Here is a 20904-nt window from a genome sequence, read left to right on the forward strand (position 1 = left end):
ATAGAAGACTGTCGGCGAAGATGCCGATTAAATCTTATCGAGAAGTTCCTCTTTCTTCTCCTCGAACTCTTCGTCGGACAATACATCGTCCTCATGTAGTTCTTTTAGCCGCTGCAACTGTTTAGTCGGGTCCAGTTCACTGCTTGAAACGGTTGTCTGCTGCAATTCTTCTACTTTGTTCCGAAGGAATTTGACAATTTCACGGCACTCATCCTTCCCTGGCTTGTCAACTTCGATGTGATACGCTTGGCTGTTCGTTTTCAATGACAGCCGCTTCTTCAACAGTCCGGTGTCCAGATCAATACTAGTAATATTTTGGTATGGCACTGATCGTTCGTCAGTCCCGGTTAACTGCGGGATTTTAATCGCGGCTCGTGTATCGGTGAACGCGGTCCGGACGTAGCCTTTCGTCCCTGATTTCCGGCCTCTGTCATTGCCGAACAACGAGGTGCCGGACTCGTCCCCTGCGACATCGATTGTGCTGCCAGCGGTCATGTAGTGGATGGGTTCATCGTCGTCGATAACATCGCCCATTTTCTTGACGCGTTTTTCGGTCACGTGGTTGCCTTGCGGTGAGGCGTTCATATTGCCGGATAAGTCGTCGTCTGACCCGAAGATTCCCATTATAGTAGTGAGAATAACATCACAACCAATAAATGTACGTCTTCTAGTTTAGTCTGATTTTTGATAAGACAAGCACAACGAATCTGCCGACTGAAGGAGAGGTAATATCCAATCAAACATATATAAACGGTAATTATTATATTAATTTCATTACAATGAAAGAGGTTGAGATGAAACTGGCCGAGGTACACAGCGATCTCGATTACGAAGACGTACTGATACTACGACCGGAGACATTCAGAGATGTATTATCGTCAATGGGCCTTCGACGCCGGGCAAATGCCCGTCTGGTCTACCAGAAGTTCTCAAGGAGACAGAACTATTATCTGAGGATGCCACTCGGAGCGGTATTATATCAGGATACAAGTCTGTAGTCAAGGGTCTCATAGAGTAGTTCTCACATCGTGATCACGGTGCTTCCCAGGTTGTCTCCGCGTTCGTAGTTGGTGAGAGCGACGACGGGAGATCGTCGAGACACTCAGCACCCGAGCAGTTCAGTTCGATGTCGAACCGTCGGTCTCGGTGACGACGAAAGGAGGTACGACTCGCTGGACGAGCTGCGCGACTCCAATCGGGACCGACTCGAGGGTGTGCCGGGGAGTGGTGAAGAACTGGCCGACGCCGTGCTCGAGAACGTACCCCGGATAAACGAGTCGTAGCCAGATAGTCCCAGATTAGTAAAACGATCCTCTATACTGTTCAGACAGGTTTTATCGATGTATTCGGTTATTTTTCGAGTATACAGACTATCCAGTGTTAAGTACTCTCGAGGTCATTTCCAACGATTGAGACGCTACGCCGATGATTGGTGCCGGAGTCCGGATGTTATCGATCACTGAGAGAATCGTGTGTGGACTGAAATCAGACGCGAGCAGATCAAGGTGGGTGATATCGAAGGTTCGGGAGATCGAACGACGATAGATAGGTAGGACTGATCAATCGCGAACCGCGTCAATACTGTCAGAGACCTCCTTCATCTTGGTATCTGAGTAGGCTTCGTGCGTCGTCTCGATCGACTGGTGACGCAGTACTTCTTGAGCCTTCTCTGAGAGCCCGTTCGCGTACAGATCAGTCTTCCCAGCACTCAAGCGGCTGCGGTTCCAGAGAGACAGTGAACAGGTCTTGGACGGTCATAGCATCCGTCTCTAAGACCTGTTCGCTCTTTGGCTAGACAGTGCCTGGCTACCGCATTGTCGCGATTAACCAGCACACGGAAGCGGTCGCAACCAACCAGAAACCCGATTGGTTCCCAGTGAACTCGCGCCCGAGACTGCCGGTCTCGGGCGCTCGTAGAAAGGTAAACATGCTCGGTGCAGTCAGTGACGACGGCGAACGGTTCATCGCTCTCACACCAAACCAGTTCAATGCTGAGGTCGCGAAACACTTCCTTCGGGCGGTACGCCAAGAGTTCGGCGAAAATCTTACGATCGTCCTAGACAATGCGAGCTACTTCATCGCGAAGGCGCTAAAGAAGCAGGCCGCCGCAGACGGCCTGCTTCTGGAATATCTGCCATCGCATTCGCCGGAGATGAACCCGCTCGAAAACTGCTGGCGGCAGCTCCGGGAAGGGCGAGCTAATCAGCTGTTTCAAACGGCTAATGGGGTCAAAGAGTACCTCTTAGCAGCTCTGCCAACACTCAGATCGCTGCAAATCTATGAGTATCTCTGCTAATGCCTATAGCATGTAAATTGGAGATACGGAGTAGGGTTCCCTGCCAGGAGAGTTGTGTATCTCGGTTGTCGCAGATCGGACAACCAATATACATCCACTCTCTGGTTTACTTTACCAATTGGGGGAATTCCTCCTTATCTTACTAATCAACCCATCGTCGTCAGATGTACGTCGCGTTCGACTGAAGCCGCCGTGCCTGTTGGAACACGGTTTCAGCCGCCCATTTCACCTGATCAACTATAATATCCTCAACGTGCAAAGCCGAGGGGTTTTCAAGATACTGGGTGTTGAGTATCTCCAGTGTCGAGAAACCTTCTTATTTAAAGTGTTTTTCGAGTTTCTCTGCTGCCCGTTCCGCATTCTGTTCAACCTGATTGACCGTCTTTCCTCGCCGTTCAGCCCACTTTTCAACATTCGTATGGGTACTATGCTTGAGCATCCGATAATCAAGTACTTCGTCAGTAGACAGACCAACCTCAAGCAGGAAATTGATTTCTCTGTTAGGAAGCGATTCACCGCCAATCCAACTGTATGTTTTTTGTATTACAACTGGACTGCCTCCGAGAAGGGCCGGTTGGCCTGTGATCCGACAGAGGTCTCGGGTTTCCACGAGCTCACGTGCCTGAAGGTCATGCGCTTTAAGCATACAATTTTGGAGACCTTGATCACCTGGAATACCGGTTTCGTCATCGAAATCTTGTTCCATCACAACGCCAATGTTTGGGGAAAGGTTCTCCAGAATAACATAATCGTGGGTGTTTATATACCAGTCTAACCCAGTCCCTCCTTCTTCCAATAATTCATATTTGGCCCCTTCTTCGTAACACTCCCTTAGAATCTCAGCTAAATCTTCATCTTCGAATCGGTCTTGAAAAGCCGCCAGAGCATCGTTAACTACTTCATTTGTATAGGTGCCGTAATCATCGGATACCCCTTCTATTGCTTTTTCAACATTCTCATCTGAAATTGGGTGGCTACTGGATCGGTGACGTGGCATAGATATACTTTCGAGTATCATCTATATTATTCTCATGGTTTTATTTATCTTGACGATGTAGATTAGATATACCTTCTTTCCACTAGAGTAGGTCGGTCAGTTCGTTAACTGTCTCCTCGAGTTCCTGCTTTTCCTCGCGAAGTTCCGCTATCTGCTCGTCTTTCTCGTCGCTCTCTTCGCGGAGTTCTTCCACTTCCTCGCAGCAATCACACATCACTACCACCCCCGAACTTACTGTCAACTTCTTTAATTGTCTCGGTAATCTCGTCTACCCGCTCTTGTGAAAGGCCGTACTCGAGTAGAACGTACTCAACTGCTGCCGTAGCTACGTAATCCTCTTGGATTACCGTTAGACGTTCTTTCTGTTTCCGAACCGTCTCCAGCAGCTCGGTGATCACTTCCCCGCTTGCTTCCTCTTCGCGCGTATTCTCTTTAGACATCGGTAGTTCCCATCGTTCCTGATTACTGACTCGGTTTCTGGAGCAAAACGAACGCGATCAGTGCGACCGATCCAGTGAGTCAAAAGAGAGACGGCGATCTCACGCCAGTGAGAGCGCCGTCAACCCAGCCAAGACGCGAAGCTGTCGCTCGTTCGCAGGACTGCCGCTGGACGCGGGCTGAGACCGCCCGCGTCCAGCTGGTTGTAGGTCGCCGGGATGCCGACATCGTTGGTCGTCACTTCCCACTTGCGGCGTAACGTTTCGTCCAGAGAATGGTCGATGAACTCCCGGAACATCTCGAAGCGGAACCAGACGGGCAGTGCTCGCCCGCCGCGTCGTGGCGTGGCGAGCACGCCCCATCGCACGATGAGCCACAGATTCCGCAACAGGAAACTTACCAGCACGAACAACAACCGCACGACTGGATCAGTTGTGCTGGTCCGCGCACGCGCTTCGCACATCGTCCGGAAGGCTGTTTCAATGGCTGCGCGTTTCCGGTAGAGGGCTTCGACTTCTTTCGGCGTGCGATCGGCCAGATCGCACGCTACGTACGCTCGCACGAGCAAGCCATGCTTGCCCCGGTTTCCCTGCTGGGAGGAGACACAGACCGCGAGCGGGAAGCGCAGTTCCCGCTCGCTCCCCTCGTACATCACGTACTCCGTCCAGTAGGAGACTGTCATATCCAGTTTCTCGGCCATCTGTTTCCCACGGCGGATGATTGGGAGAGCGACTGGTGCAACTGCAGCCAGTCGCTCGATCGATGTGCCATCGTAGAAGCTACGGTCAGCGAGGAGTCCGGCCACGGTGAACGGAAGGGCCGCGACGTGGTCGAGCAGTCGCTCAACCACGTCGCTCTTCGGGTTGTCACTACGGACGGGTGTGACTGCGATGACGAGTGGTTTAGCCCGACAGAGGACGAATCCAGCGAGGTAGCGATGGCACTGGGAGGTGCCATCGCGAGGCTTCGTGTGATAGAGTTCGCCAGGTTCAGCGTGTGGACAGCCGTGATAATGGATATCCACGAAGTCGACGCAGATGATCCTCGGCGCTGGGCCGAGGATCATCACCGCCTGCTGGCAGAGAAGACGGTTGACGGTAACTTCGAGTTCAGCGGCCGGAACGGTGTGAAGCTGGGCAAACGTGTAGTCATCGGAGTACGTTCCACAAGTGGTATCAGTAACAGCCTTGATGGATTTCTGATCGACAGCGGCCTGGAGGAGCGTCTGTCGGATAATCCCGGAGTCGAAGCCGCAGCCTTCGACTCCGGGGATTGGGATCTCAAAGAGGAGATCAAGCGCTAAGGTTTCAAGGTCAGAGGCCGTAAGAACGGTGTCTGGATGGTAGAGGAACTTCATACACCCATCCAGACGCTTCCTGAGAATCTAACCTTCTCAGTTCTAACTAACTCCTGACTAACTCCTGACTCGATGGGAACTACCGACTGTGAAAGTCGGACAGAAGACAGTGAATCAGCGGTAAGTCTAGATCGAGTAGTTACTAGAGCAGTTATCAAACTAACCGGTAGCTATCAAGAACAGCGTGCTGAACACTGTATTCACCGTCAATTCCGGTGTGTCGTTTAATTTGTCTGTACCGATGGAGAGTATCCTTCCCCTCTAATGATCCCAAGATTGAACCCTCAGTATTGGTAACTGCGTTACAACATGGTATTTGAGGTGAAGACTGACGATAAACGGCCAGAGTACTTAGAGAACATTGACGTGGATTCAGAGTCTGGACTTGTGATTTTGCCAGTCTATAGCCCTCTATCTGAGGAGTCAAACAAACTAGTAGATGCACCAGAAGCGGCTACGGTCGAAAAACTGTGGGAACAGAATGAGGTACATCATGAGCGAATTGAAGGAAAGGGCACGCTTGCTCAGTTCTCCGACGCGACTTCTCTCCCACCATTATACGCTACGTTTGAATTCATTAAAGACAATCCAGAAATTGTAATGATGGCCTTTGAAACTCTACAATTATACTACCAACGACGAACTTCTGATGACGTAGAATTGGAAGTAACCGTAGAGTCAGAAAATAAATCTACCTCAATGAAATACACCGGATCTGTTGAAGGGCTCAAGAATATCCCAGAGAAGATGTCCAACAAGTTGGAAATGGATTTCGAAATGAAAGAAGAAGACAATGACTGAAATTCCCACTTCACCTCTCTTGAATGAAACTGTAGAGGAGGTGGCAGAAGAATACAATGAGGTGGCAACTGATGCTGAACGGTTTGCGTTCTTACCTCGTGGAATCGAGTATCAAAAAGAGAGGATTGATAATCTGGATGAGTTTCTCGACTGGGTAGAAGAGAAATTTGAGGTCGCTCAGCAAAACCCCCTGAAAGGCGTAGGTAAGACGGGTAACCCAGGTCGCCCTGCTAATCAAATTCTCATGTTCATCTGTATGGCAAGGGCCCTGCGTAACGAACTCCAGATGTGGGTTCAGTTGAAAAACGAGGAGTGGGAATCTGCTTGGGGATCGTTAATTGATGCTCAAGAATGGGCAAGCAGCGCAAAATCTGCTGATCCGATTTCTCAATTTTGTGGTATGGAAGGATACAAAGAAAAATTGATAAGTCACGAGAGGTTCTTGTTCCCGCCCCATCAGTATGTGAGTCCGGGTATGGTGGTAGGTTCGTATATATGCAGTATCTGTGGTGAGGAATATGACTCATGCCCTCATCTCGAGGGTATTGCATACAATGGAGTTTTCTGTAACCGAGTTATCCGTGATATCGAATTTACTGAGGTCTCTTTCGTGGATGAGCCACACGACAAGAAAGCTCGTGTACGAGGACATTACACTGACGATGGATTTAGAAATCAGATGACCTGGGAAATCGAAGACGGTGAAGACGGCAGGGATGAAGAATTAGTTGGAGAGACACCAGATTATATTGATGATGATGACGTTGAAGACTTCCTTCAGATAGAGGCTACTGTGATGACAGCGGACGACGTTGAAGAATAGGTTCCCAATTTGGTACTATATATAAGGGTGTCATAGAACAGTTCGCATACCCCTCTCTGTGACTCTCAAGCGACCGGTAAGTACAGGTACCAGCGTTAATAGCAACCGAATCATGATAAAATCTTGACAATGTTAGATAGGTTCATGTAGTTTGATTGAGAGTACTGCCATATGCTTGGCCACTCCCGTAACAGAGTAACTGATGAGGTACTGGATACATTGAGTCACCCCCTTCGACGTCGGCTACTTTTTAGCCTCTATGAACAGGGCCAAGATATCAGCGAATTATCTTTTCACCAGATTTCAGGTCTTGCGTTTGAGGAGAGGAACATACAGAACGAACTGTATCACGTACATCTTCCGAAGCTTGAGGACAAGAGATACGTACGTTGGGATGATGACGAGCACACTATAATCAAAGGCCCAAAGTGGAACCAAATCGAACCTCTTCTCAGGCTGGTCTACAATCATTTGAAGGACCTTCCACCCGAATTAAGAGGGACCCGTTCAATGGCGTAGCTCCCACAGGCAGGTATCTTTCGAGGAATAGCTCGTTGGTGACAGAACATTCAGCGGGACATTCGCATCTGTAGTGAACGGATAGTCCAGCCCGAATGGGGCGAAAAGAACGCCATGCGGATCGTTCTATGACACCCTCAACTGAAGCTACTATATCGGGCAAATAGAGAGAAGACGAGGCAGAACGATGGTCTAGACCCTATGTAGCTTTAGAAGAAAGCGGCTGCTGCTCGAGCGGTGGGCCTATCTGTACACAGAGTTCGTTCCGAGGAGTGTCTGTCGCTGTGAGCGCAGCTGCTAGTCGCAGCCACGAGCCAACTCGGTGGTGATCGAATAATCGCGATGGATCCGGCGGCCAGAACAGTACGCTACCAAGTCGGCCGTCAGGATCACCGTATCGCGCTGGCGGGAGGAGTGTCTCGAGAAATGCATCGGCGGCATCGAGGAGCGTCTGGTTCTCTTTGAGGACTGCTGGAACAACGGGATCGCGGCGTTCGGAAGTAGTCTGGAACGATAGTGCGAGACGATACCCGTTCTCGTCAACCCGAATGAGATCGAACGCCTTGAGCCGGTTGTGATAGGTCCGGATGGACCGTGCTGAGACGCCTGCTCGGTTGGCGAGGTCACGCTGTGACAGGCGGGTTTCGGCTGTGAGAAGCATCTGAACGAGTCGGCCAACTGTCGGTGGGAGATCGGAGAGCAACTGTTCGGACTCGAGCGTTCCCAACGCGTAGCGGAGTTCGTCCGGTCGGAGCTCTCGGCTGTCGTCTTCGGTGGCGAGTTGCTGGAGTGCTTGGGCAGTGGTGTACGGTGAGGAGGTCACTGCGTGAAGCAGCGAGACAGCGTCTCGAGTCGGTCGGAGATTTTTGGCCTGCAGGATCCGCGTTGCAGCCCTCGCGTAGCCCGTTCGATCGACCGTCGAGAGGGAGACGTGGACAGCGAATTCGGGAGCGTCATCAGCGACCGCTGCTGGCCTCTCGAGTGCTTCCTCCAGAGATGGGTGAAGACGGTGGACATCCTCACCACGAACGACGACAGAGCCAATGAGCGTCCCTAACGGGTCATCTGCATCAACAGTCGGTGTGAGTGCGGTGCGACGCTTTTCCTCGCGGGACTCGAACAGTTGTCGGTATGAGGCAAACACACCGTATTTCCCCTGAATCGCAGCCGAAATACTGATCGAGGTTGCGAGTTCGTCTAGCGAATCGGTCTCGAGTCCCGACGGGACGCGAAGCTCTCGAACGATATCGATTTCGAGAGCATCGAACAGATGCACAATCGAACCAGCAAGGCCATGGGCTGAGCGCATGATCGATCCACGGAAGCGGTCGCGATCTTCATAGTCGCCGGCTGCGAGTTTCGCGGTGAGATCCTCGAGGTCAGTCCCCCACTCGATGAACGCCTCACGGAGCGTCTCTGGATCCTCGAGCGCTTCGTCGGAAAGGACGCCAATACAACGAGCGTCCCGCAAGATTGCCGGCGGGTCTTCCAGTGACTCGAGACGGTTGTCGGTGAGCACTCGGTTGAGCAATCGCGGCGAGGCTAACGCTGTCGCGAGACTCACCACATACTGCAGGGGCCCACTTGCCCGAACGGCAACGATGGCTTCCTCGCGATCAGCGTCGAAACTCACGTATCGAGTATGATCAGGACCGTCCGTACGGTCCTCGAACGGGGCCTCAACAAGAGTGATCCCGCCGTTCTCTCCACAGCCAGCGGCGGCGGCATGTCCTGGACGGTCGAGGTAGGCCGTTCGGTAGGGGTTGCTGTCCTCGCTGGTGTGGTCGCACCCCTCCCCTCGTGTGCGCGGGGTTACACGGCACTGTTGGGAGGATGTTCCGGTGTCGCTCACGGCCTCGGTCAGTTCCTGCTGACGGCCGATCTGAGCATCGAGCGTGGCGAGTAGCTGTCGGCCGGCCTCGAGCAACTCGACAGTCCGATCATCGGCGGGACCAAACTCAGCGACCAGTCCAAGCTCAGTGAGCGAGTTCGTCTCGGAGACCAAGAGCTGGGAGATCCGACTCCGATCGACGTCGTGCATCGCCCGCAACGCGTGTCGAGAGAGTGTTTCAGCGGGTTCGTCGGCGAGTTGCCGGAGAAGTTCGACTTTTCGACCGTCCGGATCCAGCGTCTCGAGGGCGTCGTCGACGTGGTCCTCAGCAGGGTGGTGTGTCTCTCGCCATTCGCTCACGCCGGGGAGGTCTGCGCGATGCTCTCGAGCGAGCCAGTGGTGGGTTCTCCCAGTGGCGACAACGCGGACGTCGAAGCCAGTCGCGAGGACGGCGAGCAGTCGACAGATCGACTCTCGTTTCCGTCGTGGGGCGTCCTCAAATTCGCGGTCGATAGTGACTGCGAGCGTTGGTGGGTGGTCGTCGGGGACGTGGGCAGCGAAGAATTGGGCGGTCGCGAACAGATCCTCGAGACTTGCATGGCCCTGTCCGAGCTTCGGGACGAGGTCGGCGGCCAGTCGCCAAGCCTCGCGCTGATTACCACGTGCGACCTCGAGGATCCGGGAGCGCAACCAGTAGGGGACATTCTGCTCCTCGAGCGCGTCGTAACACTCAGGGACAGTCCGGCCGTCAGCGAACCGACGGACGGCACGGATGAACTGGTCTCGGAGCGACTGCTGGGCGAATAGCTGGTCCCACAGCTCCGAGACAGGATCGGTGTCGATCTCGAGGGTGGCCTGTGGGGACAGCGGCGGCTGCTGGGTCGGTGTGAGTCCCGCGTCGGTCACGGTGGACTCTCCTCGAGTGCGAGCTGAGGGCGTGCTGACTGGCGACTGGAGTGGCGTGCCATCGAGTCCTGGAAGCGAGTGCAGAGAGTGCGGACAGCCGAGTGCAGTGGCTCACCGGCTGTCGGCGCGAGTGCGTGTTAGAGGCTCACCGATTCGGGATGGGGATCGCCTCTGGTTCGGCAGCCCTGTTGGAGGGTGGACTCGAGTCGTGGATCTCGGGCTCGAGAGCGACGAATCGTGTCTGCTGGGTGGGCAGATCAGCGCGGGTGCCGAGCCTGCACTCGGCGAGGAGTTCCGTACAGCCAAGGGTTGGCTCTGTGATGGTGTCGGGACTGCAGGCCACGCAGTAGGGGCGATGGATCGCCCAGTGGTCGGTGTCGGCTGGACGGGAGGCAAGGATGGTCACGCGGTCGCCTTCGTACAGTCGGTACTCACAGTGTTGGCACGTGGTGGTGTCGTGGGCACCGACCGGGAACCCCTCGAGGAGTTGGGTGGGGGTGGTGACGACCTTCATTGGTCGTCACCCTCGAGTGCGTCGACGAATGAGTTCGTGAGACTCGAGTAGAGGTGTTGAGTTGTAAAGCCGCGTTCGGCTTGGACGTACTTGATCCAGTCATCGATGTCCTGGTCGCAGGTGGTGAGGTCGTAGCGGTAGGTGCGTTCTGTGGTGTGGATGACGTGGATGGTTTCGTCTGTGGTGCGGTAGACGTGGTGTGCGCCCTCCGTGTCGATGCCGACGAGAATGTAGTCTGGTCGGGGGTCGGTGCGACTGTGAGCCGAAACCGTTTCGGTTGTGCGTGGTTGAATTGACATTGGTCTGTTGCTCCAGACCGAGGTCGGCTGTTGGCGCAGCCGGCCAAGATTTTTCCTGGCAACCCTCGGTCTCTATTCTGTGTTATTTCGGCAACCCTATTAAACATATTGATCGTAGGTTGCCACCCATAGGTTTTTGGCGATTGCCGCCCACTTATCAGACACCAATGAGTAGGGCAACTCAACCTATGGATGCAGACGACATGCGAGATGCTGACTGGGCAATTGTAGACGTGCTTCGCGAAGGGAGAGCGAATGCACCATTAATTGCTGAAGAGACGGGATATTCCTCGCAATATATTCGCGAGCGTCTTGGGCGGCTGAAGCAAGACAATATCGTTAAGCCACTTGGTCACGGAATATATGAAGTAGTTCCTGAAGAGTTGCCAGATGAATAATTCATTGAAGAGACGCTCACAAGGCGAATTTGCCTCCTAGCGCAGCGCCAGATCGGCGTCGTAAACACGATGACACGATTGCCAATCACAACGGCTTACAGATAAGACAGCAACGGCAGCCGTGAAAGGACCTCTCTCAATAACAAGCAATCTTGAGGCCAGTATTGGGTCCTTTAAAAACCGCAGGAATGAGAGATGGTGGAGTTGTGGCATCAGCTGTGAAACTTCTGGCTTGTAGTCAACTCTAGACTAGCACATTATAGTTCTCCTGCAAACTAGCAATTTCATAATTCTAAACGGCACAAAAATCTGGCGCGAAATCATCGATTTTAGGAACTCTTTTCTGCATTGTCACGCATTTGTCTGTATGAAATTCGACCGCAGGCAATTCATCGCTCTCGGGGCCACGAGTCTAATCGCCGGGTGTATCGGTGATTCAGACTCGGATGATGAGGGGGCTAACGGGAATAACGACCCCAACAACAATTCCTCGACATCCAATAATGAAGAAGGGAACAACGATTCCGAAGGGGAATCAGAGAATACCGGCGAACCGAGTATCGAGATCACGAACCACGAACTGGTAACGTACGAAGGGGAGTACGATGACAGAGTGTATGCGCATGGGTGGATCGAAAATAGCGGTGACGCCGTTAGTGGTTTTGTCGAAGGAGAAGCCGTCTTCTATGACGATAGCGGCGAAGAACTCGGCGTCGAAACTTCGTCTCTGATTGGTGTCCCAGCAGGAGATACATGGGAGGTGTTCATTGAATACTTCGGTGATGGGTCTCCGTCAGATTACGATTTCGACGCGTCGCACGACTCCGGAACCACTCCGAGCTACGGCGTTCCCAGTGCTGAACTCGTCGATTCATCATTGGATACTACGGGGAACGTGAAAATCACCGGTACTGTTGAGAACACGAGTGATGCGTCGATTGATTACGTAGAGGCGAATCCACATTTCTACGCTGAAAACGGGAATCTTCTGTGGAGAGGGATGACGAACGTGACGGAGCTTGGTGCTGGGGAGACGTGGGAATTCAGCAACGACTTCCTTTACAACGGGGTTGCTGAGATTGAAGACCGCGTCACAGACTACGAGGTTCGTATACAGAGCTAACGTCCATCGCTGTACTGGTGATTGGATCGGACGTCGTCTTTTCCTCTATTCTCGGTAGAATCGGCACTCAGAGGCGACTAAGTCGGCTCACCACCAGTGCTACCCCCTGCTTTAAGGCGATAGAATCATATCTTCAACGTCTCATTTAAATAGGAAAGATCACTGATGATATCTGTGATCGGAAGACTAAGGAGTGTGTCATGTCTATCATTGTTTTATGGCAACTAATTCAGATGAACCGCGACTTCTCCCCGATTCATCACTAGAAAAACCGGAAGAAGATCAGTTGGGATACGACGAGTTTGCTAAGGATATCGCAGACTCGATCACTTCAGAAGTCCCTGGAGAAGAATTCATTATAGGAATTTACGGTCCTTGGGGATCGGGGAAAAGTACAGCACTCAACTTTATTGAGTACTATCTCGAGCAGAGTCAAGAATCGCCAGCTGTAATCCGGTTCAATCCCTGGTGGTTTTCCGGACAAGCGGATCTGCTAGAACGATTCTTCGCTCAGTTAGAGTCGGGATTAAAACATGAGGACGGATTCGACAAAGTTAGGACCCAACTGTCCAACTTCTCTTCTGCACTCTCGACTGTCCCTTTGTCGGCGGTTACAGGGGTTCCTTCTCAGAGAGTCCTTCAGTATTTAGCCCAGAGACTGGATCCGACCCCCAGTGATGTCGAAGAGCTAAAACAGGATATTTCAGATACGCTTGAGAAAACAGACCGTCGGATTGTTGTCTTTCTCGATGATATTGATCGATTGACCGAGGATGAGATGGCGCAGATGTTCCGGCTTGTGAAAAGCGTAGCCGATTTCCCAAATGTAACCTATATCTTAGCGTTCGATCACGAGGTCGTCACTAATGCACTGGAAAGAGAAGAAGTAGTTCAAGACGGTGAAGAGTATCTGGACAAGATTATCCAGTTGCCACAGCATCTTCCTGTTCCTGAAGAGGGTTCACTTGATCAATTTTTCATAGATCGACTTCTACAGATAATTGGAGACAGAGAACTCGAGATCGACGAGCATCACTGGCAGAACGTCTACGGAGATGGTATCCTGCCCACTTTGAATACTCCGAGGGATGCTGTCAGACTATCAAATTCAATACGATCTTCATTCAAAAAACTTGAAGATGAAGTGAATTTCATTGACCTGGTTGGAGTTGAGACACTACGGATCTTCTACATTGATGTTTACGAGTATATCCGTGAACATCCAGAAGAGTTCACCAACAAAGGGAGAACACGCCGATTACGGGACGAAGATGACTATACCGAGTTTTTGGAAGAGAATGTTTCAGGAGATATCGACCGCGAAAGAGTGGAAGCTATTCTAACGTATCTCTTTCCTCGCTTCGATACCGGATCCTCGCCTATGGGATCACGGTACAGTGAAGACTACAATACGTTTCGCAAACGGAAACGGATCTGTCATCCCGAGATCTTTCCATTCTACTTCCGCCAGACCGTGCCTCGAGGAGAGCTTACTACCACTGAAATTGAATCAGTGCTTTCAGTTTCCGAGGACTCAGAGGCGTTCGTTGAGGAGCTCAAACGGTTATCGACAGAGGAAGGGAAAAATGGCCGGTCCAAGGCAAACCGGCTTCTGAACCGGTTCACGGACTATACAGATGAGCTTTCAGAGGAACAATTCGAGGGAGCGATGAAAGCGTTGTTCCTCATTGGAGATGAGCTGTGTGCTGTAGATCCGTCTAAGAGCATTATGGATGGTGGTACTCGGAACCGGATCAACTCGATCGTTTGGAGTATACTTAGAGAGATGGAGGACCGGGAAGAACGGTTATCACTGCTCAAACAGAGCGTTCAGGTAGGAAATTCTCCTTATGTATCGAGTCTTATTACCGGTATTCTGTACCAAGAGCATGGTGAGATGGGTGGTGAGGGTGTTGATGAGGAAGAGCGTTTGCTGAACTACGATCAGCTTGAAGAACTTACATCGGTTGTAGTTAAGAAGATTGAGGAAACCGATGAAGAGGGCGACCTACTGGAGACCCCGAATCTGGATGTTGTTCTCGCAAGATGGATGGAATGGTCTGATTCAGAGAAACCGGTTAAATGGGTTCAACAGAATACACAAGAGACAGATGATCTACTGCTCTTTCTTAATCAATATGTTAGTGAAGGAAGGTATGCTTCCATGGCTGAAAGCGGTAAACAACAGTTTTTTGATCCGCAGAGACTCGAACCCTTCTTCGAACTCTCCGAATTAGAGGATCGGTTGGACGAACTTGATAAAGAAGAACTGGAGGATTGGCAACAACATACTATAGAATTGTTTAACCGGGGGAAAAGAAATGCTGGATAATGGTAAAGATCCTAGTGATTTCTCTGCTTGGCGTTTCGATAGATAAAACAATAACATTTGGCCCTGTTTAGACGCTGTAGAGAGGAACTCACCACATGCATTTGAACTCTGCTGTTGACTGCCCTGCTCACGAGAAGACGCTTGAGATGCCGACAGCGACCGCTAACGATCCCCTCCCACTTCGCCCATTCGTATACCTACTTATCGGCCAATTCATCGTAGAAGTGGACGCAATCAACGCTGAGACGATTTCTATGATGCTCCGAAAGCGCGTGATTGGATCATACTGATTCTCGTGGATGGTGAGGCCCGTCATGGAAGTGGAGTCCTCCATAACTCCAGATTTTCTCTGTTGTAGCCCTTAACAGAACGATCATTGCAACACTGGATCATAGAGTCCAGAAACAAGCGTCTCTATGACCGAGTCGACTACGCCGAACCCCAACGGTGACCACTACGAGCAATCCACTATCGAACCTTTTTGCTGCAGGGGTGCATCAGCTCTGCAGATGTCTCGCATCACGTTCACGGCTGAGAAGAGTCACGAAAACTACCTCGCCGACCTCGAGGAACGTGATGACATCGACAGCACTGCAGCAGCGGTGCGCCACTGCATCGAGATTGCAGCAGACGATCAGCAGCGTGATGCAGAGCTGCAGCAGCGCGTTAAGGAGCTGCAGCAAGAGGTCGAACGGCTGCAGAACGAGAAGCGGACGCTAATCGAGGACCGGCAAGGGAGGCAGGAGCTTGTCCGATATGTTGAGGAGGAGCAAGAGATCCAGCGCGCGTCAGCAGCGAGAGTCGGCACCTGTGTGGAAACGAGCGAAGTGTTGGATCCTCGGTGCGCCGACTAGTGACGACGATTGATTTTCAGTCGAGGTTTACAGAATCAGACTGATAAAGTCCAATCCAATCTGATGGTTATCTGTTTCCCATGAAGCGTACAACACCCAACGTGCGAAGCCGTATTTTTAAGCTATATATGGAACATAGCTATAGTTAGAGTTGGTATCTATGATTGTGAATTTCCAGGTTTACTCAGCTGACTTGGTAGCTCAACTAGTCTGGATTTATCCAGTCATCCAAATTTTCAATGTCTTCTTTGCTCTGCTTGTGACTCTGATTCCATTGTTCTATCCTAGCTACTACTCTAAGCAAGCGGAGAAAGGGATTGATGAACTGGATAATTTGAAAGAAATTGAGGAACTGACCGATCTACATAAGGATAATCGATCTATTGAACTCGTTAGTAGTCTTAACGATGGTCATAATGGAGGAAACATAACGTACTGTAGTATCAGTGAGAGGGATGATGGATTTAAGCAGATCTCAGAGGCAATTCAGAAGGAGGCAGTCGAACGCAGTCAATGGCTTACTGGAGTTTCTGACGAGATCGAGGAGATTAGGTATTACAAGGGTACTCCTGAATATTTTGCCAGCTATTTTGAAGAATACTCAATGCAATATGGGATAGCTACCAATTATCTTCTATCAGTGCGGTATGAGAACGGTGATGAGGAACCTGTGTTCTACAATCAGTGGCAACCAAGAGCGGGTCTAGATCATGTTCAGTTACGGTCATCAATAGCTGCTATCTCTCAAAAAAGAAGTCAGACTGCTACTTCGATTTTGGCAGTTATCTGGACAGCACTGGCAGTTGCTAGTGTTACTATTCCATAAGCTCAACTTCTATGTGTCACAGCTCAGTTGAATTCGTAGATAGAGGTAAGATAGGTCGTTAGGACCGTAGTAAAGCAGGTGAGTCGAATAAATCTTCGCACTACCGGGAAGGTCACTAAAAAAACTACAGTGCCCTGCCCTACCTCCGCACGCAGAACTCCAGTTGAAGCATACAAAACAGAGGATAGCCGATCAACCAGAGATACAGAATTTTGTATAGGGCAGCATAACTGCTCTGTATGGATATTGAAAGTCATTTGCACACTGCAGCAGAAATCAGCACTCACCCAGCAGACATTGAAACCTTAGATACATACGAGAGTCAGATTGGACATTATGAATCACGAAATTATACATATATACCAATCCCCTCTTCAGAGAAATACTACAACACTGAACAGGGGTGGATTAAAGATATAGATCAAGACCAAATTATCGAAGAGGATACACACCTGATGGAAGTACTTAGGAAAATGCAAGAGTATCCTTTCTTACTCATAGACTTCCTAGGTGATGAGGAATTCTATGTCTATGATACGGGGGAAAATAAAGATGTCACACAAGTGAGGATGGTCGAAAAACATCATGAAAAAATCCACATGAAGATTGAAGGAGAAATACTCTCAGATGAAGAAATTAAAGAATACTTCTCAGAAAAAGAGCCACTCACAGTACACGAACTACGAGAAGAATATCCAGATATTGCGAGTAACGAATTAACATATGAATATGACAACCAATACGGAATCATCACTCTCGTTGATATTAATAAAAGGGGAGTGAAACAAATGCTGTATAAGGTGATATCGGAACTCTCTGCGTCATTAGGGGAGAAAATCGAATCAGAATATCCTGATTCGAATACGGTTTTAAAACACTTGCGGCCTGTTACAATTGGAAGGTGGAGAAAGGATCAAATCAATGGGCTTGATATGCATGTCTCAGAGCACATGAACTTGTTAGAAATGATGCAGGTCATTCAGAGTTCGGATAGCGATTTTGTTGAAGAGTGCGGATTTGAGTCCAAAAGTGATGTTGAAACCCTACATAGTATAAACAATATTAGGAATAGAGTTATGCATGCAAATAGATCTCTCGTATATGAGAGAAAAGAAATATCTGAGATATTAGAGATGGTAAACAATTCACAACGAATAGCATCCAGGATTTCTCAGACTAGATGAACCTGTGTTCTTTCTTTTAGCTCCTCTTTTCTGCGGTTGCACGTCGCAAAGAGCGATTTCCCCGATACGAACACGAGCCGAGTAGCAGTCGTGTTCAGATCTCGTAGGCCGCCGCGGAGCTCCTCCCGACCCCCGCGCCAATCGGACTGGATCAGGCGCTCCTCTTTATAAACGGAACCCGCTCGAGTGAACCGAAAAAACGAGGAATAGCGGGTCGTGTTCACGGCCATGGCTCACAACGAGACACCTGGATCGATTCGCATTCGAACCGACGACGGGAACGAATAGCAATTCAACGCGATCCAGAAAGCCGCCCAGTTCTACGACTGTAACCGAAGCAACGCCGTCGCGTTCACGTAGGAAGATGTCGACACGCTCATCTCCGCAGCTCGGCACGTCCTCGAGCGCGACGACCTGACTTGGGAACAGCGCCGGGAGATCGCTGAGACAATGACGGCGAAAAAGCGATATCAGATGCCGAGTTTTGGGAGATGGCAAAGAATTTACTCGACTCTCATACTGCTACCGCATAATTCGTAGGCCAGATCAGTCACGTACTTCGTCGATACTGTCGGAGACGTCCTTCATCTTAGTATCCGAATACGCTTCGTGTGTTGTCTCGATCGATTGGTGGCGGAGAGCTTCTTGCGCCTTTTCGGACAAGCCACTCGCGTACAGATCACGACCGAGCGCTCGTCGTGCGCCATGTAATGTGAGATAGTCGTAATCGCCGTCCGGTTCGATACCCGCCTCTTCCGTGAGGCGTTTCATCAACCGCCGAACTCCCTCTTTGGAGATCGACGGCGGTGGGACCTCATGCTCACGGTGTAGTCGGTCAAGGACCTCAGTTTTCCCCACGCCACCCCTACCCTCGAGTGCTGCAGAAACCGTCTCCTCACCGATCGATTCGACGAGTACCTCGCGTTTCGACTGATAGTGGCCGGTCGGGAAAACAGGCCACTCCTCGGTCGGTGGATCAAGGAGTCCGCGCCATCGCTCGAGGACATCATGAACGCTCTCGGGGAACGGTGCAGTTTCATAGTCTCGTGACTTCCCATAGACCTCGATCGACCGCTCTTCGAAGTCGACATCTGACCAGCGGAGACCATCACGTTTCTCGTCCTTTGGATCCGAGAACAGTTCCGCTCCACGCGCCCCCGTTCCATCGAGCATGACGACGATCGCTCGGTCGCGGAACGCAGTCTTCCGATCGACGCGGATGGTTCCTTCGAGCGCCATGTCGACGCGCTTCGTGACGTAGTTGATGAGTTGCTCGCGCTCGTCTTCCGACCAGTACTGCGTTTTCCGCTTCCCATCGTCTTCGGGGAGCGGATCCATCGCCTCGGTTGTGTCCGCTGGGTTCGTCTCGAGGAGTTGGTCTCGAACGCACCAGGACAGAAAAGCACGGACGTATGCGAAGTACGTCTGTGCCGTCGACGCCGAGATCTCCTCGTCGATCTTGGTTCGGTCGTATAGGTCCTCGCTGTATCGCCGAATGTGCGCCGGCTCGAGATCTCTAATGTCCTCGATGCTGAGTTCGTCTCGACAGAACTCGGCGAACCCCATCAGCGGCGAGCGCATCGTCGTCCGTGACCCTTCAGCTTGGATCTTGTACGTGAGGTAGCGTTCGACCGCATCTTGGACGGTCTTCTCCTGGGAGTGAGCCCGTTTCTCGCTGGGAGTAGACATTCGTATGTGGGGTACAGTATCGACCCTAGTAAAGTCCCTTGGTTAAACTGGTATTTAGACAAGTACTCTCCGAAACGCTTCTATCGGGCGTTCACGGGACTCCCGAGTCTTCTACCCTGAAAATAGAACCATCTAAATTGTATATCGCTATATAGAACAGCGGCCGAAGCTCAAGATTCGACTCGAGAAGTGAGTCGTCTGAAACCAAAGGTTTCGAAAAGCAACGGGGCGGTTCGGGTCTTTCGACTACGCTGACTCGCTGCTCGTGCTAAGAAATATGCTTAAGGGCTTCTTCTTGAAGTTCTTCTGCCTTCCCGACTACCTTCTCACCAACCTCGTCAAATTCCTCAGCACCACTACCAACGCTGATTCTCGTATCATAGAGATCACGGCAGTAGTCTGCTGTTTCTTCTAAATCATCAACCACAGATTGGTCAACCTCTAGATCTGCACTTCCGCTAGCGTGGGAAGACAACTGGCTTGCATAGAGATTCATCTCCTTCTTTATTTCGTCAAAGTCAGCAAATGCGCCATTTTCGGAGGGGCGTTTATACTTTCTACGCCAAGTTTGTTGCACTTGTCGTGCCAGTTCGGCTGTTTCTGCATACCATGACTCAATCTCTTGTCGGTCTTCGTAGCTGCGTTCTCTCCGGTGACGGTACTCAAAGGCTGCAAGAGATACCACTAACGATACGCCTGCACTAGTTACGATAGTCTCAACTGCAACCATCAGAATATGTTGCTGAGCGAGTCTTCTATTTCTTTCAGACCCTCTTTTACGTCAGAATCCTCGAGATCCAGGTCTATCCGAGAATTGCATTCGCGACATACAGCGGCTCCCTCAAGCCCGCCAGCATCGGTCGTCCATAACTCTGCATTAAAGGCCTCACTGTCACAACCATCAGAGGGACAATCGATACCACCTTGTTCGATCTGGTCTGCGTAGGCGTCTGCGAGTTCTTCTAACATTCCGTCCGTATCAATATCCATACTGTCTACCTCTATATCGATCATTACTGTTGAAAGGTACACGAAGGAGAAAAGAGTTGTCGTGCCGAGGTGAAAGTGAAAGTGAAGTTAGCTACCCTCGAGCCACTCATCCAGCTCGTCGAGCGCGCCCTCGCGAACGACCAGATGATCATACTCCGGCGGTCGAACCGGCGAGTTGGTGGGCTTGCGCAACGTGACGAAATAGTAAGTCTCCTCGAGCGCGACGGTCGCACCCGTGACGGCACAGACCGCCGCCCCGGATTTGTTCGTCGATCGGCGAGCAACGGTCGAGACCTGCCAGCCGGGCTCGCGGTCGGGCGGCGATCGGCCACGGAAGCGTTGGGTTCGGGACTGGGACATGCGCGAGTGGAGGTACTCGAGAATCGTCAGTCCACCGGACAGGGACAGGCGAGAGAGTGAACGGTCCTGTCTTCCCTGTCGGCCGGACCGTGCGACCGGCCGTGTAGAACGCCACCAGATTGATTGATAGGTTTTCGGACTAGTTGCAGACGGTGAAAGTCTTCGGCGTGGGTAGAATCAGCGTGTCGGCTACCGAAGGTCCGTCGCCTCGAGCCCGCAATGGCCCAACTCTTCAGGAATCGGTCCCTGAATCGCGGGCGTGATGGACTCAGTACTAGCAACCATATCAGCAGTGTGACGAGTTGATCCAGCGGCGTCTCGAGTTGGGTATCAGCGTACCAAGCGCCCATATTGTTCAGATATTTGT

21 protein-coding genes and 3 pseudogenes are annotated in these 20904 nt (G+C 51.2%); 11 read left to right on the top strand and 13 right to left on the bottom strand.

Features of this window, described 5'->3' with window-relative positions:
• Window positions 1–27: 27 nt before the first annotated feature.
• Window positions 28–624: a PH domain-containing protein gene (locus tag WD430_RS20270; protein ID WP_339105933.1), complete on the bottom strand. Its 597-nt coding sequence runs from the start codon at window positions 622–624 to the stop codon at window positions 28–30.
• A 155-nt stretch (window positions 625–779) separates the two neighbouring features.
• Here WD430_RS20270 and WD430_RS20275 point away from each other — a divergent pair, with 155 nt between their 5' ends.
• Window positions 780–998 (top strand): hypothetical protein, encoded by a 219-nt coding sequence (locus WD430_RS20275; protein WP_339105934.1) that lies wholly within the window; start codon window positions 780–782, stop codon window positions 996–998.
• 561 nt (window positions 999–1559) lie between these two features.
• On the opposite strand, the pseudogene WD430_RS22640 reads toward WD430_RS20275, so the two are convergent.
• A pseudogene (locus WD430_RS22640) lies at window positions 1560–1694 on the bottom strand (integrase); the annotation flags it as partial.
• 104 nt (window positions 1695–1798) lie between these two features.
• Between WD430_RS22640 and WD430_RS20280 the strand changes: the two are divergent.
• Window positions 1799–2296: an IS630 family transposase gene (locus tag WD430_RS20280; RefSeq protein ID WP_339105935.1), complete on the top strand. Its 498-nt coding sequence runs from the start codon at window positions 1799–1801 to the stop codon at window positions 2294–2296.
• Between the two features lie 316 nt (window positions 2297–2612).
• Here the strand turns inward: WD430_RS20280 and WD430_RS20285 are convergent, their stop codons facing one another.
• The 4 genes and pseudogenes from WD430_RS20285 to WD430_RS20300 form a co-directional block, all read right to left on the bottom strand.
• A complete protein-coding gene (locus WD430_RS20285) occupies window positions 2613–3293 on the bottom strand; it encodes a hypothetical protein (protein WP_339105936.1) in 681 nt (226 codons plus the stop codon).
• 82 nt (window positions 3294–3375) lie between these two features.
• Entirely contained in the window at window positions 3376–3507 is a 132-nt protein-coding gene (locus tag WD430_RS20290; RefSeq protein WP_339105937.1) for a hypothetical protein, read from the bottom strand.
• The gene (locus WD430_RS20295; protein ID WP_339105938.1) at window positions 3500–3733 is read right to left on the bottom strand and encodes a hypothetical protein; all 234 of its coding nucleotides are present in this window, start codon (window positions 3731–3733) and stop codon (window positions 3500–3502) included. The genes WD430_RS20290 and WD430_RS20295 overlap by 8 nt, the downstream gene beginning before the upstream one ends.
• Window positions 3734–3936: 203 nt before the next feature.
• Window positions 3937–5088 (bottom strand): annotated as a pseudogene (locus WD430_RS20300) (ISH3 family transposase); the annotation flags it as partial.
• A gap of 309 nt (window positions 5089–5397) precedes the next feature.
• Between WD430_RS20300 and WD430_RS20305 the strand changes: the two are divergent.
• Together WD430_RS20305 and WD430_RS20310 are read left to right on the top strand one after the other, a co-directional pair.
• On the top strand, window positions 5398–5889 hold the full coding sequence (locus WD430_RS20305) for a hypothetical protein (protein ID WP_339105939.1): 492 nt from the start codon (window positions 5398–5400) through the stop codon (window positions 5887–5889).
• Window positions 5882–6712, top strand: a complete 831-nt coding sequence (locus WD430_RS20310; protein ID WP_339105940.1) for a hypothetical protein — start codon at window positions 5882–5884, stop codon at window positions 6710–6712. The genes WD430_RS20305 and WD430_RS20310 overlap by 8 nt, the downstream gene beginning before the upstream one ends.
• Window positions 6713–7430: 718 nt before the next feature.
• Here the strand turns inward: WD430_RS20310 and WD430_RS20315 are convergent.
• From WD430_RS20315 to WD430_RS20325, 3 genes are all read right to left on the bottom strand, one after another.
• Window positions 7431–9968: a hypothetical protein gene (locus WD430_RS20315; RefSeq protein ID WP_339105941.1), complete on the bottom strand. Its 2538-nt coding sequence runs from the start codon at window positions 9966–9968 to the stop codon at window positions 7431–7433.
• 145 nt (window positions 9969–10113) lie between these two features.
• Window positions 10114–10482, bottom strand: coding sequence for a hypothetical protein (locus WD430_RS20320; RefSeq protein WP_339105942.1), 369 nt, complete (start codon window positions 10480–10482; stop codon window positions 10114–10116).
• A complete protein-coding gene (locus tag WD430_RS20325; RefSeq protein WP_339105943.1) occupies window positions 10479–10781 on the bottom strand; it encodes a hypothetical protein in 303 nt (100 codons plus the stop codon). The genes WD430_RS20320 and WD430_RS20325 overlap by 4 nt, the downstream gene beginning before the upstream one ends.
• Window positions 10782–10969: 188 nt before the next feature.
• Between WD430_RS20325 and WD430_RS20330 the strand changes: the two genes are divergently transcribed.
• From WD430_RS20330 to WD430_RS20360, 7 genes and pseudogenes are all read left to right on the top strand, one after another.
• Window positions 10970–11179 (top strand): winged helix-turn-helix transcriptional regulator, encoded by a 210-nt coding sequence (locus WD430_RS20330; RefSeq protein WP_339105944.1) that lies wholly within the window; start codon window positions 10970–10972, stop codon window positions 11177–11179.
• A 367-nt stretch (window positions 11180–11546) separates the two neighbouring features.
• The gene (locus tag WD430_RS20335) at window positions 11547–12302 is read left to right on the top strand and encodes an FxLYD domain-containing protein (protein ID WP_339105945.1); all 756 of its coding nucleotides are present in this window, start codon (window positions 11547–11549) and stop codon (window positions 12300–12302) included.
• Window positions 12303–12519: 217 nt separating this feature from the next.
• Complete coding sequence (locus tag WD430_RS20340) at window positions 12520–14634, top strand: KAP family NTPase (RefSeq protein WP_339105946.1); 2115 nt, start codon at window positions 12520–12522, stop codon at window positions 14632–14634.
• Between the two features lie 509 nt (window positions 14635–15143).
• The gene (locus tag WD430_RS20345) at window positions 15144–15488 is read left to right on the top strand and encodes a hypothetical protein (protein WP_339105947.1); all 345 of its coding nucleotides are present in this window, start codon (window positions 15144–15146) and stop codon (window positions 15486–15488) included.
• A 160-nt stretch (window positions 15489–15648) separates the two neighbouring features.
• Window positions 15649–16314, top strand: coding sequence for a hypothetical protein (locus WD430_RS20350; RefSeq protein WP_339105948.1), 666 nt, complete (start codon window positions 15649–15651; stop codon window positions 16312–16314).
• 239 nt (window positions 16315–16553) lie between these two features.
• Complete coding sequence (locus WD430_RS20355; RefSeq protein ID WP_339105949.1) at window positions 16554–17498, top strand: hypothetical protein; 945 nt, start codon at window positions 16554–16556, stop codon at window positions 17496–17498.
• Between the two features lie 228 nt (window positions 17499–17726).
• Window positions 17727–18038, top strand: a pseudogene (locus WD430_RS20360) (hypothetical protein).
• Window positions 18039–18044: 6 nt separating this feature from the next.
• On the opposite strand, the gene WD430_RS20365 reads toward WD430_RS20360, so the two are convergent.
• The 4 genes from WD430_RS20365 to WD430_RS20380 form a co-directional block, all read right to left on the bottom strand.
• Window positions 18045–19187 carry a tyrosine-type recombinase/integrase gene (locus tag WD430_RS20365; protein WP_339105950.1) on the bottom strand — a complete coding sequence of 381 codons (1143 nt, stop codon included), beginning with the start codon at window positions 19185–19187 and terminating at the stop codon, window positions 18045–18047.
• Window positions 19188–19455: 268 nt separating this feature from the next.
• Entirely contained in the window at window positions 19456–19917 is a 462-nt protein-coding gene (locus tag WD430_RS20370; RefSeq protein WP_339105951.1) for a hypothetical protein, read from the bottom strand.
• The gene (locus WD430_RS20375; RefSeq protein WP_339105952.1) at window positions 19917–20201 is read right to left on the bottom strand and encodes a hypothetical protein; all 285 of its coding nucleotides are present in this window, start codon (window positions 20199–20201) and stop codon (window positions 19917–19919) included. The genes WD430_RS20370 and WD430_RS20375 overlap by 1 nt, the downstream gene beginning before the upstream one ends.
• 63 nt (window positions 20202–20264) lie before the next feature.
• Window positions 20265–20537, bottom strand: a complete 273-nt coding sequence (locus tag WD430_RS20380) for a hypothetical protein (protein WP_339105953.1) — start codon at window positions 20535–20537, stop codon at window positions 20265–20267.
• Window positions 20538–20904: the final 367 nt, after the last annotated feature.

This window comes from Haloterrigena sp. KLK7, from assembly GCF_037914945.1.
GTDB lineage: Archaea > Halobacteriota > Halobacteria > Halobacteriales > Natrialbaceae > Haloterrigena > Haloterrigena salinisoli.

Coding starts and splice junctions, on each gene's coding strand:
- WD430_RS20270 (WP_339105933.1), bottom strand. CDS start 624: ATGGGAATCTTCGGGTCAGACGACGACTTATCCGGCAATATGAACGCC.
- WD430_RS20275 (WP_339105934.1), top strand. CDS start 780: ATGAAAGAGGTTGAGATGAAACTGGCCGAGGTACACAGCGATCTCGAT.
- WD430_RS20285 (WP_339105936.1), bottom strand. CDS start 3,293: ATGCCACGTCACCGATCCAGTAGCCACCCAATTTCAGATGAGAATGTT.
- WD430_RS20290 (WP_339105937.1), bottom strand. CDS start 3,507: ATGTGTGATTGCTGCGAGGAAGTGGAAGAACTCCGCGAAGAGAGCGAC.
- WD430_RS20295 (WP_339105938.1), bottom strand. CDS start 3,733: ATGTCTAAAGAGAATACGCGCGAAGAGGAAGCAAGCGGGGAAGTGATC.
- WD430_RS20305 (WP_339105939.1), top strand. CDS start 5,398: ATGGTATTTGAGGTGAAGACTGACGATAAACGGCCAGAGTACTTAGAG.
- WD430_RS20310 (WP_339105940.1), top strand. CDS start 5,882: ATGACTGAAATTCCCACTTCACCTCTCTTGAATGAAACTGTAGAGGAG.
- WD430_RS20320 (WP_339105942.1), bottom strand. CDS start 10,482: ATGAAGGTCGTCACCACCCCCACCCAACTCCTCGAGGGGTTCCCGGTC.
- WD430_RS20325 (WP_339105943.1), bottom strand. CDS start 10,781: ATGTCAATTCAACCACGCACAACCGAAACGGTTTCGGCTCACAGTCGC.
- WD430_RS20330 (WP_339105944.1), top strand. CDS start 10,970: ATGGATGCAGACGACATGCGAGATGCTGACTGGGCAATTGTAGACGTG.
- WD430_RS20335 (WP_339105945.1), top strand. CDS start 11,547: ATGAAATTCGACCGCAGGCAATTCATCGCTCTCGGGGCCACGAGTCTA.
- WD430_RS20340 (WP_339105946.1), top strand. CDS start 12,520: ATGGCAACTAATTCAGATGAACCGCGACTTCTCCCCGATTCATCACTA.
- WD430_RS20345 (WP_339105947.1), top strand. CDS start 15,144: ATGTCTCGCATCACGTTCACGGCTGAGAAGAGTCACGAAAACTACCTC.
- WD430_RS20350 (WP_339105948.1), top strand. CDS start 15,649: ATGATTGTGAATTTCCAGGTTTACTCAGCTGACTTGGTAGCTCAACTA.
- WD430_RS20355 (WP_339105949.1), top strand. CDS start 16,554: ATGGATATTGAAAGTCATTTGCACACTGCAGCAGAAATCAGCACTCAC.
- WD430_RS20365 (WP_339105950.1), bottom strand. CDS start 19,187: ATGTCTACTCCCAGCGAGAAACGGGCTCACTCCCAGGAGAAGACCGTC.
- WD430_RS20370 (WP_339105951.1), bottom strand. CDS start 19,917: ATGGTTGCAGTTGAGACTATCGTAACTAGTGCAGGCGTATCGTTAGTG.
- WD430_RS20375 (WP_339105952.1), bottom strand. CDS start 20,201: ATGATCGATATAGAGGTAGACAGTATGGATATTGATACGGACGGAATG.
- WD430_RS20380 (WP_339105953.1), bottom strand. CDS start 20,537: ATGTCCCAGTCCCGAACCCAACGCTTCCGTGGCCGATCGCCGCCCGAC.